Genomic DNA, 16,239 nt, shown 5'->3' with positions numbered 1-16,239 from the left:
AGCAGGCTTTTTGTTTTTAATATTTTTGAAGCAGTATTTCAAAAAAATTAGTACGGAATCTACTCTATCCAATTCACAAAAAAAACCACTCGGTCTGAGTGGTTTTTTGAATCTATCGTAAACCAAATTCTCAATTGCTATTCATAACCGCACCAGCACCACTATCACCACCTTCTTTCATATCGTCATTGGTAACTCCTCTTTTCTTCCTCCTGCTTCCTTCTACACTAAGCTTACCAATTCTGTAAGAGAAGTTAATCTTGAAATTCATATTCCTCATACCAATGATACTCTCCTGCATGATCGTTGGAGTTATCAATTCATTTCTGATTTGGAATTCTCTGGTAAAGAAGTTCTCCATTCCAAAACCAATACTTCCTCTCTTTTCATTGAATTGCTTATTAAGATTCAATCCATACATCATAAAGCCACCTGCTGAACCTTGAAGCTGTACTGCTCTACCTCTGGCAAATGTGAATGCTTGTATTTGCCAGTTTTTTGGCAATGTATAATTCCCAAACAATCTACCACTCACTACAAAACCTTCGTTGGATGCTGCAAACATTGGATTCTCCAAACCGTTTGTCAACATGGCATAATAGGAATCTATACTTCCATTAAGCGAGAACTTACCCGAGATGTTGATATTAGAAAAAACACTCAAACCTACAGCTCTTTCATTACCTATATTTTCAAATGTCGTGAAGATCACATCATTATCACTTACAGTCCTTACAGGCTGAATAGATCCTGTAGTATTTCTAAAATAAGAAGTGAAATTCAAAGAGCTTCCACCAACAAAAGTACTGTAAGCCAATTCATAATTATCAGTCAATTCAGGATCCAACAATGGATTTCCTTGGGACTGTTGCTGTTGATTGCTTTGATCAATATTTGGATTCAAGAACTGCAATGATGGACGCTGAATCCTTCTGTTGTAAGCAGCCTTGATCATATTTCCATTGGCCAATTTTCTACCGATATTTACACTAGGCACAAAGGTTCCATAAGACGGGATATCTGCAGGTAGTTCTGAATTCTTGAAATCAGCATTGATATTGGTGTATTCATATCTTAAACCAGCTTTTACGGTGTAATTCTCCAAAAAGCCCAAAGTATAAGATGCATAACCCGCCGTAACATTCTGGTCATAATTGAATTCGTTTGACAAAACAACATCATCCACTTGCTGAAACTCCCCATCAGATCCATCTGCTGTGAAGAAGGCAAATTCACTGATCGCTTTTCTCAAGATATTTTTTGCACCATATTCCAAAATCTGGTTACCCGAATTACCCACTGGGGTCACATAATCCAATTGGATCGTGAATTCCTCGTTGATTCCAAGATTTTCGTTTTTGATCCTGCTTGCTATATCCGTGAATGTCCCATTGTACAAGCTGTTGACAAAGTCATTGTTGTTATTGCTTCTACTGTACAGTCCTGAAATACTAAACTCTTTCTGTGGTGTCTCAAAAGTCTTTGTATAATTGAAATTAACATCTACATTATTCGATAAGTTATCGACATTTACATCTCTCAAAAGTGCACTTTCCAGCATATCTTCTACAAAGGTCTCAGTCAATAAACCATCTTGTCTGTTTCTCATATTCCTCACTCCTACACTTACTGATGCTGTCAGGAAATTATATTTATTCAACTCATAATCCCAACCCAAGTTGTATCTCCCAAAAAGCATGTTGTTTCTAGTGTCAGCAGTTTGATTGATTACAGTATTTTCTCCTTCTGGATTCATCAATGTTTGAGTATTGTCAAAAGAACCCAAAATATTATATCCACTTCTACCAAAGCCACCAAGCGTCCAGCCCATTTTCCCTCTTTTTAAGCTCGCATTCAACCCCAAATTGGAACCTCTAAGACCTGCACTTGAATTGATGTTTAAGGAAGCTCCTTGAAGGTTATTCTTTTTGGTGATGATATTCAAGACCCCACCTGTACCTTCGGCATCATATTTTGCAGATGGAGATGTAATCACCTCCACAGACTTGATTTCTTCAGCTGGGATTTGCTTTAGCGCATCCGCAATATTATTTGCAACAATGGCGGATTGCTTTCCATCTATCAAGACCAAAATATTTGTACTTCCTCTCATGGAAACATTTCCATCCAAATCTACTGATAGCATAGGCACTCTTCTCAATACATCACTTGCATCACCGCCAATAGTCGTTTTATCATTCTCCGCATTATATATTGTACGATCTACTTTTTCTTCAATCAGCGATCTTTGACCTTGTACAGTCACTTCTTCAAGACCAAGTGCCTCCTGAGACATTTTCAAATTGCCTAATTTGATATCTGTATTCCCTGGAGCTACTTCAATCGGCTGAGAGTTCAACGACTCAAACCCTATAAAACTTAACTGAAGGATATAACTCCCATCCTTGAAACCAGTAATAAAAAACTCACCATCTAAATCAGCTACAGCACCAGCGACACTTTGCATACTCTCTGCATCCAAAAGAGAAGCTGCAGCATAAGGTATAGGCTCGTCTGTATCTGCATCCAAAATTTTACCTGAAATCCTGTAAACGACCTTTTGTCCAGAACCTGTCTGTGCCATCACATTAATAAAGGATGCTGCAAACAGTAAAAATGTTAATATTAATAATTGATACTTCATTTTGATATTTGATTATGATATTCAGTTACTTTGTCAGATTGGGATTTTTGACATGGTAGAGGTTCAAAGTAGAATTACTAAATCCCACATGAAGTTGATCAAGTCAGTATCCGACAACAAAGGAACATTGAGTTAGAATCAAAAAAAAATCAAATAGACTGAAAGGTCTTTTTCATCGACCAACAAGAAAAATAACCTGATGAATGAAAATCCAAAATCTCAGTAAAAGTTTTATCTTTTGTTTTTGGTATTTCAGCGTGAAAATCCCACTGTTCGTAGATCGAATTAGTTTAAATTCAGAATTTTATTTTTGTTTACTTACGCAAAACACAATATTCTAAGAATATGGCTTCATACGACAAACAAAAAATATCAATACTTATTCATTTTCTTGGGTGGGCATTGTTTGGATTTGTAATATTTGTACTCTCTCCCCTTTCTGCAGGTGTAGAAAGGCCTATCGAATATTGGGTAAAGCAAGCCATCAACTTTTCCATGCTTTTGAGCATTTTTTATCTGAATTATTTTTACTTTATTCCAAAAGTACTCTTCAAAAACAAAATCCCACTTTTCTTGCTGATAAACCTTATAGCTGGATTAGTTTACGTAGTAGCACTCATCGCATATGATGATTACACCAATTTGCAAGAATTGATGCACAAGGCATTTAGACCAGATATTGCCTACGTTCCAAGACCAAGAAACTATTATTGGGATATTTCTCAGCTTTTGATTTTCTTAATGGCGGTTGGAATCAGTACCAGTATCGCCTCTGTGCAAAAGTGGCAGGCTGACGAAAAATTGAGACTTGAGCAAAATCAGCAACAAATCAATTCTGAACTGAATTACCTGAAGGCACAGATCAATCCGCATTTTTTCTTCAACACGCTTAACAACATTTATTCTTTGACAAATATTGATGTCGAGAAAGCCAAAACAGCACTTTTGAAGTTGAGCAGAATGATGAGATATGTTCTTTATGAAACTGAAAAAACCCATACGCTATTGACAAAGGAACTTGATTTTATTCGAGATTTCATAGAATTGATGAAGCTAAGGATTTCTTCAAAAGTAAAGTTGGAAATCCAAATCCCTGAAAAAATCGAAGAAGCTGTAATCGCCCCAATGCTTCTTTTGCCATTTATAGAAAATTGCTTCAAACACGGCATTAGCTCCCAGCAAGAAAGCGCTATCTTCATCGCTTTGGAATATACCGAAAAGGAATTGATACTAACTACCAAAAACAAAATCTTCAAATCCAACGAAAATTCCCCTGAATCAAAAGCCAGTGGAATAGGCTTACAAAACACAAAAAGAAGGTTAGATTTACTCTATGATCAAAGATACGATCTTCAAACAGAGAGCAACACCGAAGAAAACAACTATCAGGTAATCCTAAAAATCAATCTGAGATGAAAATATCTTGTATTTCCATAGACGATGAGCCATTAGCTTTGGATTTGGTGGAGAAGTTTATCAAACAAACTTCTTTCTTAGACCTTAAGGCGACTTTTGACAATGCTATAGAGGCTCTGACATTTATTAATAAGAATGAGATTGATCTGATATTCTTGGATATCCAGATGCCAGACCTTTCCGGAATGGAGCTTGCCAGAATCATCGACGGAAAAAAAGGAGAAAATAAACCCCGGATTATTTTCACTACTGCCTACAACCAATTTGCAATTGAAGGTTATAAGGTTGATGCACTTGACTATTTGCTCAAACCTTACAGTTATGAAGATTTCTTAAAGTCAACGACCAAAGCATACCAATACTTTGAAAACAAAATTGATTCAGAAAAATCTACATCAGATACAAAAGCAGATTTTATTTTTCTAAAAGTAGAGTACCAATTGGTAAAGGTTATGCTAAAGGATATCGCTTATGTAGAAGCTTACAAGGACTACGTCAAAGTACACCTGAATGACAAACCAAACCCACTTTTATCGTTGACAAGCCTCAAAAGCATGGAGGAATTGTTGCCCTCTGAAAAATTCATGCGAATTCATAGGTCTTACATAATTGCCCTTGACCATATTGAATCAGTTTCTAGGAATACAGTACAGATAGGAAGTGCTACATTGACAATAAGTGAAAATTATAAAGATGGCTTTATGCAATTCTTGAACAAGTGGATTGCATAAAAAGGAATATCGATATACGGAACTTTGCTACAAACCAAAGAAAAGCCTGATTTAAATTGGATCCGATATTAATTGATATTAGATACTCCTCGATATTGAACATATGCAAGCAATCAACCTTCGAATTAAAGCTAATGAGAAAGAAGCTTAGAATCATAAAAAGGTATGTGAATATCCGCAAAGATATCAGTAGGTGAATTTTTCAAAATACATTTAAATAAATTTATGCGAATAATCATCGACAACTTGTGCCCCATGGTATGGTCATCAGACCACAGTTGATTGGAAATTACTCCAAACAATACTTTAAATGGCTGGTATTCAGAAAGAGGATTTCCATAAAATATATCATCAATAAACAGGAGAGGCAAAAACAAAATTTTATTCCATTAAAACTGATTTTACATCTAAAAAATAGAAAAAAGACTAAACTATTTGCCCGATATCCCGTTATTGCTCCGTAGAATATTTTTCAAGAAACAAAACTAAACCAAGTATTTCCATGACGGAACAACAAAAAACTTTTATGAAAATGGCCATAGATTTGTCCCAAAAGGGAATGGATTCGGGAAAAGGTGGGCCTTTTGGCTGTATTATTGTGCATAATGGCAAGGTAGTAGGCAAAGGAGCAAATTCAGTCTCCTCGACCAATGATCCAACTGCACATGCAGAAGTGGTTGCGATTCGAGACGCTTGTCAAAACCTAGGCAATTTCCAATTGGAAGATTGTGAAATTTACACTTCCTGTGAACCATGCCCAATGTGCCTTGGCGCTATCTATTGGGCACGGCCAAAAGCAGTCTTTTATGCCAACTCAAAAGAAGATGCTGCGGAAGCTGGTTTTGACGATCAGTTCATTTATGAGGAATTGGATAAACCCATAGATAACCGGAAGATAAAATTCCATCAACTGATGAAAGACGAAGCAAAGGTTGTATTTCAAAATTGGATGGCAAAAGAAAATAAAACTTTATATTAATCAAAAAGAAATTTAGACATGAAAAAGTTAATGATTACAATCCTAAGTACTTCTATGCTTTTGGCATGTAGCCAAGAAAAATCTGTAGAAGAGCGTTACATTTATCAAGATGATAAAATCATCGATGTTGATAATGGCGATGAATATTTGCTAGAAGAAACAGATGAAGAGTTTGTATTGGTACACAAAGATGGTACAAAAGAAACTGTTGCCATCGATGAGACTCCCTTTTTTGGCACAACACTAACAGATGACTATGTAAGTGACTGGAAAAGCAAAATGGAAGAGAGGCAAGAAACTCTTCTAATTGAGAAAAAAAATCAACTCAAAGAAAAAAGAAAAGAACGATATTCTGATCTTTCAGATGATGAATTGCTGGAAAAGTTCCAAAAAGATCATAAAGAAGGATTAGATATGACCATGCAAATGGATATGATTGCAGAATTGGTTGAAAGAGGAAAAATATCAAATGAGGAAGCTCCGGAATTATTAGAAATTGAACCAGAACTTTTAAATCTTGAAATAGAAATAGAAGAACCACAGAGTAATTGAATCTAACCATTCAATTCAACAGAAGTCTCGGTCAATTTGACTGAGACTTCTTTTTTTTATTTTTAACAACCCCATTAAAACCGGAGATTATCTTTTGCATCAGATACTTTTTTCAAAATTCTTTGATGATCATTATTTTTATGGCAGAATTATAGTTAAAAGCTTTGATTGTCATTTTAATGAAAAAAGATAGATACTTTTGTAGAAACCTAAACCTATGTTAGAGTCCCTAGAAGTTTATGCACTTGAACTTGGCCCTGTAAAATCTGCATTCTTAGCCACTACTTTCACTTGGCTGGTGACAGCATTGGGAGCATCTTTGGTTTTCTTTTTCAAAGAAGTCAAGCGATCGGTTTTTGATACACTTCTTGGCTTTACAGGAGGCGTGATGATTGCTGCTAGTTTTTGGTCCTTGTTGGCACCAAGTATCAAGCATTCGGAAAATATTTTCCCAAATTACCCATGGATTCCAGCTGCGGTCGGTTTTTTACTTGGAGGGTTTTTCATTTTTGCTTTGGACAAATTTATGCCCCACTTACACATCAACTTCAACAAGAGTGAATCTGAGGGAGTTGCGACGAAATGGCATAAATCAACCTTACTTTTGCTTGCCATCACCTTGCACAATATACCTGAGGGACTTGCTGTAGGCATACTTTTTGGAGCTGCATCTATGGGAATGGAAGGAGCGAGCATATCTGCTGCAATCGCTCTTGCGATAGGTATTGGAATTCAAAATTTCCCAGAAGGGATGGCTGTATCCATGCCTTTGAGAAGGCAAGGGGTAAGTAGAAGAAAAAGCTTTTGGTATGGGCAACTTTCGGCTGTAGTAGAACCTGTAGCAGGAGTGATCGGAGCCGTAGCAGTGATTTACATGCAAAACATCCTTCCATATGCACTTTCTTTTGCTGCAGGAGCTATGATATTCGTAGTAGTAGAAGAAGTAATCCCCGAGACACAGAGAGATAAATACACTGATTTGGCAGTTTTAGGATTCATGGCTGGCTTTACAGTGATGATGATCTTAGATGTTGCATTAGGGTAAAACTGGCATTTCAAACAATCAAAAATGGAAAAAGAAATAGTATTTGGTATTCTAGCTCTTGCAATTTTTCTTTTTTCATGGGGAAAACTCAGGCATGATCTAGTAGCAATCATTTGCCTATTGTTGTTAGTAATTACCGGGCTAATTCCAGCTGACGAGTCTTTCAATGGCTTTGCACACCCTGCAGTCATTACAGTCGCTATGATCCTTATTGTCAGCCATGGTTTGGCAAAATCAGGATTGATAGAATGGTTAGCCAAATTATTGATGGAGAAAAATTTCCCCTTCACGGTCCAGTTAGCAATTCTATGTGGTATGGTATGTATTGCTTCCGCTTTTATGAACAATGTAGGAGCTTTAGCTATGACAATGCCACTGGCTATCCATATAGCAAATAAAAATGGAGAATCTCCTTCTTCCTATCTGATGCCTATCTCTTTTGCTTCCCTATTGGGAGGGATGACCACCTTGATAGGAACACCTCCAAATATTATCATTTCTACATTTATGGCAGAACAAGGTGGGGAAAAATTTTCCATGTTTGATTTTGCACCTGTTGGAGTTGGACTCGCTATTATTGGATTGCTATTTATAGTTTTGGTTGGCTGGAGATTTGTCCCTAAAAGAGCATCAAATGACGATGAAAAAAACAAATTCAAAATCGATGATTACATCACCGAAGTACAGATTGTCGAAGACTCGAAATTAATAGACGAACCACACCGATCGATTCACCAATTTACAAAAGGCAATATTCAGATCCTAAATATTATCCGAGGTGGACAGATGACCTATGCCCCTAGCAGAAATTTTGTTTTTCGAGAGAACGATGTCATTACAATTCAAGGCGATCCAGATGATATCAAATCCTTCATAGATGATTCAAAAACAACTTTGGTCGGTAAAGAAAAAGAAACGGGAAAAGAAGTCAAACCTGAAAATATATTATTGGTGGAAGCTGTCGTCATGTCAAATTCAAATATCATCAATACCACTGCTGCTAAACTTTACCTAAGCTATAGGTATGGTATAAATCTGTTGGCTATTTCTCGACAAAACCAAAAAATAAGCAAGCGGATTGACCATGTAAAATTCCAAGTAGGCGATGTCCTCTTAGTCCAAGGAGACCAAGATAAAGTAGATGAAGCAATAGAAAGAATGGGATGCCTGCCGCTAGCCGACAGAGAGCTGAACTTAGGCCAACCAAAAAAAATACTTTTATCTGTCGGGATATTCACTTTATCATTGGCTTTGATCATCTCTGGTTTGTTACCTGTGCAGATTGCTTTCACCCTAGCAGCGTTGCTAATGGTTATCTTCAAAATCTTTCCAATCAGGGAACTTTACAAATCTATAGACTGGCCTGTAATCATTTTATTGGGAGCTCTACTTCCGCTCGGCACTGCCCTCGAAACATCAGGTGGAGCAAGTTGGATAGCTGAGAAATTACTGACATTCAAAGACTCTATGCCCGCATGGACGATATTAGGTTTGGTCTTGATTATCACCATGTGTCTTTCAGACATTATCAACAATGCCGCTACTGTAGTACTGATGGCTCCTATTGCTGTAAATATAGCTTCTGGAATGCAGGTGAATATAGAACCCTTCTTGATGGCTGTTGCGGTAGGCGGATCTTGTGCATTTCTAACGCCAATCGGTCACCAAAGCAACACTTTAGTGATGGGACCGGGAGGTTATAAGTTTACGGATTACCTAAGATTAGGGGCACCTTTGGAAGTAATCCTTATCTTGGTAGGCATCCCGTTGATCTTACTTTTTTGGCCACTCTGACCAGTCTAGTTTGAAATTTAAGTATAAAAACCCTATTCAGACAACTTGAAAGCCCATTTTGGCTCATTAGAAGGTGTCAAAAAAATATAAAAATGTATAAATTGAAAAAACTGGTTAAAATTTTAACCAGTTTTTTCAATTTATACACATAAACTCAATAATCACGTTTAAATTTTAACAATAAAAAAAGGAGTCTTTGTAAAAGACTCCTTGAGTGGGTTTATTTGTAACTGACCTCAGCCATATTTCGTTTGGTAAATCCTCAACTTTTAAAGTTTTTTCACTACCAAATTTTTATAAACATAACAAAAACATAACAAATGGCAAAAAACTTCTACAATATTTTTTTGATAAATAACGAAGACCAATGATTCTACTGTATTTAGATAGAATTTTGAAAAACCTTGGGAGTGGTTCCAAATTCTGATTTAAAGGCACGTATAAAATAGGTTATATTATTGAAACCTGCCATAAAACAAACTTCTTGGATTTGATAGTTCGCCATCCGAAGATAATTCTTTGCTAAATTAAGACGTTGTTTTAGGATATATTCCATTGGAGACATTCCAAGTTCATTTTTAAAGGACCTAGAAAAATGAGCCTTACTCATACAAGCTTTGGCACTTAAAACTTCCAGCGTAAGATTTTCTCTTATATTTTTCTTTATATAATCAACAACGTGCGCTAGCCTATTGCTTGACGCCAATTGTTTATACGTCTTTTCAAGCATTTCCCTAGCTTGGGTCTGAGTAAGACGAATCAGCAGCTCTTTCAATGCTAAAGTTGCGATTACATCTTTTTCCTTTGACCTTTCTTTTACACCAATTCTGATAAATCTATTGATGATCTCTGACAGGTCTTGTGTGTTTATCATATGAAAATTAGACAAGTCCAAACCCCAATCTTCCGAAAGGATCTTATCAGGGAACCTTTCATTGAGCAAATTAAATGTATTTTCGATCATCTCCTGAGAAATGGATAATGCTATGCATTGCGTAGGATTATCAAACTTAGCTTCAGGGAAATCAATTTTCATCAACTCATTTGGTGGTACAATTACTGATTCTCCTGGCAAGTAATCAAAACCTGCTTTATCAAAAAGATGCATAACCTTCTTGCCCTTCAGCATCGTAGTCAAAACCAAATCACCAAACACCAAATTGACATCTTTTGCTTCTTGATGTGTTTCAAAAATATTTAACTCGCAATTGTTTAAAGTGTAAGTAGTCCGGTTTTCTACAAGTGTCTTTAGATCTCTATCTGATCTCCAAGGTACTCCTGCTATAAAATTGCTCGACATTTCTTTGGTTTTTAGGTTATTGGGCTTTTTAAAGTTATCAATTATGTCAATCATTAAGAAATATTATAAACAAAATTTTACACTTCAGGGTTGCAGTATTTTTTTTTGGCTAGTTTATCACGCAAGCTTCATAGCCATATAACTAAAGTTTAGATTTCAAATAAAAAGGACAAACACATGTCCTTAAGCTTAATTATAGATAAGCAATCTTCCAAAATCAATTCAAACACAATGTCAATCAAATGACACCTCACCTCAGGTTGATAATATGATTTAATAGGTTGATTTTTTCATCAAATTATTAAAGAACTTTGAAAAAACCCAAGATAAAAATCATATGTCAACACTAACATTATCTCAATCAAAGCCCGTAGAAAGGCCAAAAATCAAAGAAAAATACGACCATTTTATTGGAGGAAAGTGGGTAGCACCATCCTCAGGTGAATATTTTGATAACATCTCTCCTATCGACGGAAAACCATTTGCGAAAGCTGCCAGGGGCAACAAAGCTGATGTGGATTTGGCCCTTGACGCGGCACATGCTGCTTTCCCATCTTGGTCCAAAACTTCTCCTGCCCAACGTAGCAAGCTTTTGAACAAAGTCGCCGATATCATAGAAGAAAACTTGGAAATGCTGGCTAGAGTAGAAACTATAGACAATGGCAAAGCATTACGAGAAACCCGTGCAGCTGATCTACCTTTAGTGATTGATCATTTTAGATATTTCGCTGGGGTAATCCGTGCAGATGAAAGTTCGATTTCGGAGCATGACGAACACACTGTAAGTATTGCTCTCCACGAACCCTTAGGTGTAGTCGGGCAAATTATACCTTGGAACTTCCCTCTACTAATGGCCACCTGGAAAATCGCACCTGCTTTAGCAGCTGGATGTTGTACAGTAGTAAAACCAGCAGAACAAACCCCAACAAGTATCATGGTACTAATGGAACTGATTGCAGACGTCCTTCCTCCGGGGGTTCTGAATGTAGTAACTGGGTTTGGTCCAGAAGCTGGCAAGCCTTTGGCATCATCACCAAGAATTGCCAAAGTTTCATTCACTGGCGAGACTACTACAGGTAGATTGATCATGCAATATGCATCTGAAAACCTGATTCCAGTCACCATGGAACTTGGTGGTAAATCTCCAAACATCTTTATGAAATCTGTAGCTGATGCTGATGATGAGTTTTTCGATAAAGCAGTAGAAGGTGCTGTGATGTTTGCATTAAATCAAGGCGAAATTTGCACTTGCCCTTCCAGAATATTGGTTCATGAAGATATTTACGATGTATTTATGGAAAAGGTAATAGAGCGAACCAAAGCCATCAAAATGGGACATCCGCTTGCTGAAGACACAATGATGGGAGCTCAAGCATCTAATGATCAATATGAAAAAATCCTATCCTATATGGATATCGGAAAGCAAGAGGGTGCTGAGGTTCTATGCGGCGGAGAAAAAGCCAGTTTGAACTCAGGTCTGGAAACAGGTTACTACATTCAGCCAACCATTTTCAAAGGGAATAACAAAATGCGGATTTTCCAAGAAGAAATCTTTGGTCCAGTAGTATCTGTCACAACTTTCAAAACCACAGAAGAAGCAATAGAAATCGCAAACGACACCATGTATGGTCTTGGTGCTGGCTTATGGTCAAGAGATGCACATGAATTGTATCAAGTACCGAGAGCTATTCAAGCAGGGCGTGTCTGGGTGAACTGCTATCATAATTACCCTGCTCATGCGCCATTTGGTGGATATAAAAAATCTGGCTTCGGAAGAGAGAACCACCTTATGATGCTTGATCATTATCGTCAGACCAAGAACATGTTAATTTCTTATGATAAGAATAAGCTTGGATTCTTTTAGAAAATTCTAATATCCTTCAACCTTTCAGTTTTCATCAAAAGCACGAGTCTTCAAGGAATGCGGGCACGAAACCTGAAAGGTTATTTCTATAAAGCAAAAGACAATGTAGAAAAATTCAGGATTTGGGCACGAAGAAAATCTTTGAGGTCTTTAAAAGAAAGCAAAGATTTTCCATGCCCTATCAAGCCTATTAGAAAATTGAAATTTTGCTAGATTCTAGAAACCTTCGAGGTCTGAAATAGACCTCAAAGGTTTCTATTTTACAACCATGACAACCAAAAACAAATGTCTGATAACAAACATGTTCCTAGAGTACTCATTTCCGACGCTGCCAAAGAGACGATCGACACTTTGAGAAAAAGATTTGGTACAGACCTGATGTTTCACCAAAGTGGCGGTTGCTGTGACGGATCGTCCCCTATGTGCTTCGAAAAAGGAGATTTCAAAGTTGGTGCAAGTGATATTTGGCTTGGTAATGTCTATGGCTGTGATTTTTTTATGAATCAAGATCAATTTGAATATTGGAAACACACCCAACTCACCCTAGACATCACACCTGGTAGAGGAAGTAGCTTTTCAATAGAAATTCCAATGGGAATCAGGTTTATGATTCGATCTAGGCTTTTTACCACAGAAGAATTAGAAAATCTTATCCCTACCAAAACTGGAGAGGAAATACTTGAAGAAAATGAGTTAAAATGAATTCCAACCTTAATCCCTATGTCTCTTTCGGAAATAGCTATTGGTTTTCAATCGATTAGTAAAAGTGCAAAAACAAAAATGATATAAGCATTACTAATGGTTACTCCCCAAAAAACTGAGGTTCATTAAAACACCACCTTAATCCATTTTTTTCGCATTTTCTCTTTTCTCCTGCTTCCATACATTATAAAAAGCCAAAGCAATTGAGATTATCAGCCTTGTAAGCCAAACTCTGAGAGTAGTAATGTATGTTTTCCATACCACAAATTCAGTACCTCTAAAAAGTACTTCTATCACATAATCAATCAGGATAATCCCAAAAAATATCAAGAGGGTTCCTATAATTATTTTTTTTGCTTTTTCCATAATGTTACTATTTGATGGATTTTTAGAATAAGACGCATTCCAAATTACAGCATTTTATTTTTCTCTTGTTACAAAACCTCCTTTTTTCCTTAATTTAAAAGTATGAAAGAGACAAAATTACATCAGGAGATTTCATTTATTGGCAACATCCAAGTATATCTGAGGGAATTCGTTTATGGCGGCATTGATGGCGCTGTGACAACTTTTGCAGTGGTGGCTGGTGCTGTCGGCGCCAACCTTGACCCTTCGATCATTATTATCCTCGGATTTGCCAACTTGCTGGCAGATGGTTTTTCGATGTCTGTGGGGGCGTTTCTTTCTTCCAAATCAGATCAGGAAAATTTTGACAAACACAAGGCTATTGAATATTGGGAAGTGGATAACTTACCTCAAAAAGAGCGTGAGGAAATCGAAGAAATATACCGAAACAAAGGGTTTGAAGGTGATTTGTTACAAAAAGTAGTGGACGTCATTACTGCAGATAAAGATCGTTGGGTAGACGAAATGATGAAAGACGAGCTCAATATGATGGAAGAAACCAAAAGTCCATTCAAGATCGGCTTGGCAACATTGATTTCATTTATAGTGGTCGGTTTTATTCCATTGATGATCTATGTTTATGATTTCTTTCAAGAGACAAGTTTTGATGTATTCCTATGGACAAGTATATTTACAGGGATTGCCTTTACTACAGTAGGTTGGCTCAAAAGTTTCGTCAATCAAACAAACATTTTCAAAAGTATTGGTGAAACCTTGGCATTAGGTTTTCTCGCAGCTTTGGTTGCATATTATGTAGGAGATTTTTTGGAATCTTTAATAACGAATAGCTAGATGAAAACGATAGATGATGTAATAGCACGAATGGATGAAATTGTGACAGAATGTGCCGCAAAAGAATCACGTCTGGGTTACTTTGCCATTCTCTACAGACAAGTCACGATCCGGGTCAAAGAAGGCATTTTGAAGGGTGAATTTGAAGACAATCCAAGAATGGAAAAGCTTGACGTGATCTTTGCAAAGAGATTTATCGATGCTTATGAAGCTTATCAAAATGGAGCGGGGTTGACGGTTTGTTGGAAAATCAGTTTTGATGCTGCCAAAAACACAAAACACATTGTTCTCCAACACTTGCTTTTGGGTATCAATGCGCATATCAACCTAGATCTGGGTATAGCAGCAGTGGAAACGGTTGGAGAAAAAAACTTGCTCACCATCCAAAATGATTTTGTGATTATCAACAATGTACTTTCAGAATTGGTAGATGGTGTGAAAAACAATATTGGAGCTATATCACCACTATTCAAATTACTCATTCGCTTTGCCAAAGGAAGGGACGAGATTTTGGTGAATTTCAGTATCAAACTTGCGAGAGAGGGAGCCTGGAAGTTTGCAAACGAGTACTTTTCGCATGATGATAGAAATTCCTGCATCGCATTGAGAGATCAGGTGATAGCAGGGTTAGCAGAAGGCATGGTGAATCCCGGGACTAGGCTTAGCAGGATCATAGCGATTATAAGTTTGAGCGAATGGAGATCAGTTAGCAACAATATGAAAAGACTTGATCAAGTAGCCAAAGATGCTGTTTCTTGATTCTAAAAGTATTTCTTTTAATCAGAAAAAGCTCTTTGTCGCCACTCGCTTCTCTTAACCAATTTGACAGTTTGCTCGCTGGTATATACTTCCACTCCTTTTTCTGCCAAATCCAGAAGATCGTCATAAGGCCCTCGTGGAGAAATCAATTTGACAAAAATCGGAGCAGTCTCTACCGCTATAAAAAGCAAAACAATCATCAAGTTTGCCATTTTCATCGCTTGACTTTCTTGGGTCAAAATCGACAATGCATCAATTCTTGCAGCCATCCCATCGAAACCATCGATGTTTGGCTGTATTTTAGCAAATTCAGCTTCTCTCAAAGAAACATATCTCTTGATCTCCTCATCTATCAAATCTATTTTTTCCTGATAGGTCTGATTCAATAAATCCAAACTTCTTTGAGCAGCATCAAGCTGTTGTTCTTTCTTTTTGGCATTTGAACCCAATCCAACGAGACCACTAGTCCCGTCAGTTTTAGTTCCAAATCTTTCGTAGTCGTATTCTTGTTGCAATCTGTCTCGATATTTGACTGCATTTCCCAATTCAGATTTTAGACTGTCTTTTCGAACTTCAAGCTCATCGATTTCTTTGAATCCATTTTTCAAAGACTCCTTGCTTTGAGCGATCATTTCGGATTTTTTCTCATCCAACTTCCTGTTAATTTCCCTTTCAAAAATCTTCAACTCCAAAGGTTTGGAAATAACCAAAGCCAAGATCACAGCCATTATCAATCTAGGAATTGCCATCTTCCATTCTGACCAAGATTTCGCTCTTTTTCTCATACTGGACACAATAAACCTATCAAGATTGAAGATCATCAAACCCCAAATAATCCCAAATCCAATCGCGTACCAAATCGATTGAAAAACAGTCATCAAAGCGTAACCTGCCGAGATGGTGGCAAGCAATCCAGTAAAGAAAATTGTGCCTCCAATTCCAAAAAATTTATTCCCATCTGTAGGAGCCTTTTTCAGCAAATTGAAATTGGCTCCGCTACAAAACCAAAAGAATTGAGTGACTTTTTTCATAAATGTGTTTCTAAAATAATAGAGTTGTTATCTCAAAAAACGGACTAATCATCTACAAAACCAATCGCTTCTATATAGAAAACATTTAAAATGTGACAAAATAGGGCGAAAACAACTTGAAAGCATACATTTCTGTGACATAAACTTGATTAACATCAATTACAAATCACAATAAGCGTATCTTAACAACACTTAAAATCCCAATTTCGGACAGTCATAGTTCAG

Annotated in this window: 14 protein-coding genes; 10 read left to right on the top strand and 4 right to left on the bottom strand. The window is 36.9% G+C overall.

The annotated features are described in order from the left end of the window. Positions 1-130: 130 nt before the first annotated feature. Complete coding sequence (locus tag MM236_RS16690; RefSeq protein ID WP_241276133.1) at positions 131-2,644, bottom strand: TonB-dependent receptor; 2,514 nt, start codon at positions 2,642-2,644, stop codon at positions 131-133. A gap of 345 nt (positions 2,645-2,989) precedes the next feature. Here MM236_RS16690 and MM236_RS16685 point away from each other — a divergent pair, with 345 nt between their 5' ends. The 6 genes from MM236_RS16685 (at position 2,990) to MM236_RS16660 (ending at position 9,161) form a co-directional block, all read left to right on the top strand. Continuing rightward, a complete protein-coding gene (locus tag MM236_RS16685) occupies positions 2,990-4,060 on the top strand; it encodes a sensor histidine kinase (RefSeq protein WP_241276132.1) in 1,071 nt (356 codons plus the stop codon). Then, on the top strand, positions 4,057-4,791 hold the full coding sequence (locus MM236_RS16680) for a LytR/AlgR family response regulator transcription factor (RefSeq protein WP_241276131.1): 735 nt from the start codon (positions 4,057-4,059) through the stop codon (positions 4,789-4,791). Before MM236_RS16685 ends, MM236_RS16680 begins: the two co-directional genes overlap by 4 nt. Positions 4,792-5,293: 502 nt before the next feature. Then, positions 5,294-5,770, top strand: coding sequence for a nucleoside deaminase (locus MM236_RS16675; RefSeq protein WP_241276130.1), 477 nt, complete (start codon positions 5,294-5,296; stop codon positions 5,768-5,770). An 18-nt stretch (positions 5,771-5,788) separates the two neighbouring features. Then, positions 5,789-6,322 carry a hypothetical protein gene (locus MM236_RS16670; RefSeq protein ID WP_241276129.1) on the top strand — a complete coding sequence of 178 codons (534 nt, stop codon included), beginning with the start codon at positions 5,789-5,791 and terminating at the stop codon, positions 6,320-6,322. Positions 6,323-6,539: 217 nt separating this feature from the next. Beyond that, positions 6,540-7,367, top strand: coding sequence for a ZIP family metal transporter (locus MM236_RS16665; protein ID WP_241276128.1), 828 nt, complete (start codon positions 6,540-6,542; stop codon positions 7,365-7,367). 24 nt (positions 7,368-7,391) lie between these two features. Beyond that, a complete protein-coding gene (locus tag MM236_RS16660; protein ID WP_241276127.1) occupies positions 7,392-9,161 on the top strand; it encodes an SLC13 family permease in 1,770 nt (589 codons plus the stop codon). 382 nt (positions 9,162-9,543) lie between these two features. Here MM236_RS16660 and MM236_RS16655 read toward each other — a convergent pair whose 3' ends face one another. Continuing rightward, the gene (locus tag MM236_RS16655; RefSeq protein ID WP_241276126.1) at positions 9,544-10,461 is read right to left on the bottom strand and encodes an AraC family transcriptional regulator; all 918 of its coding nucleotides are present in this window, start codon (positions 10,459-10,461) and stop codon (positions 9,544-9,546) included. 337 nt (positions 10,462-10,798) lie between these two features. Between MM236_RS16655 and MM236_RS16650 the strand changes: the two genes are divergently transcribed. Then, entirely contained in the window at positions 10,799-12,325 is a 1,527-nt protein-coding gene (locus tag MM236_RS16650; RefSeq protein ID WP_241276125.1) for an aldehyde dehydrogenase family protein, read from the top strand. A gap of 285 nt (positions 12,326-12,610) precedes the next feature. Beyond that, complete coding sequence (locus MM236_RS16645) at positions 12,611-13,027, top strand: DUF779 domain-containing protein (RefSeq protein ID WP_241276124.1); 417 nt, start codon at positions 12,611-12,613, stop codon at positions 13,025-13,027. A 138-nt stretch (positions 13,028-13,165) separates the two neighbouring features. Here the strand turns inward: MM236_RS16645 and MM236_RS16640 are convergent, their stop codons facing one another. Next, complete coding sequence (locus MM236_RS16640; RefSeq protein WP_241276123.1) at positions 13,166-13,393, bottom strand: hypothetical protein; 228 nt, start codon at positions 13,391-13,393, stop codon at positions 13,166-13,168. Positions 13,394-13,495: 102 nt separating this feature from the next. Here MM236_RS16640 and MM236_RS16635 point away from each other — a divergent pair, with 102 nt between their 5' ends. Beyond that, on the top strand, positions 13,496-14,224 hold the full coding sequence (locus MM236_RS16635; protein WP_241276122.1) for a VIT1/CCC1 transporter family protein: 729 nt from the start codon (positions 13,496-13,498) through the stop codon (positions 14,222-14,224). After that, on the top strand, positions 14,225-14,983 hold the full coding sequence (locus tag MM236_RS16630) for a DUF5995 family protein (RefSeq protein WP_241276121.1): 759 nt from the start codon (positions 14,225-14,227) through the stop codon (positions 14,981-14,983). A 17-nt stretch (positions 14,984-15,000) separates the two neighbouring features. On the opposite strand, the gene MM236_RS16625 is transcribed toward MM236_RS16630, so the two are convergent. Beyond that, positions 15,001-16,014, bottom strand: a complete 1,014-nt coding sequence (locus MM236_RS16625) for a DUF4407 domain-containing protein (protein WP_241276120.1) — start codon at positions 16,012-16,014, stop codon at positions 15,001-15,003. Between the last annotated feature and the right edge of the window lie 225 nt (positions 16,015-16,239).

Source organism: Belliella calami (assembly GCF_022549695.1).
Classification (GTDB): Bacteria; Bacteroidota; Bacteroidia; order Cytophagales; family Cyclobacteriaceae; genus Belliella; species Belliella calami.
The sequence above is the reverse complement of the archived record's forward strand: the minus strand, read 5'-3'. Positions and strand labels throughout refer to the sequence as shown.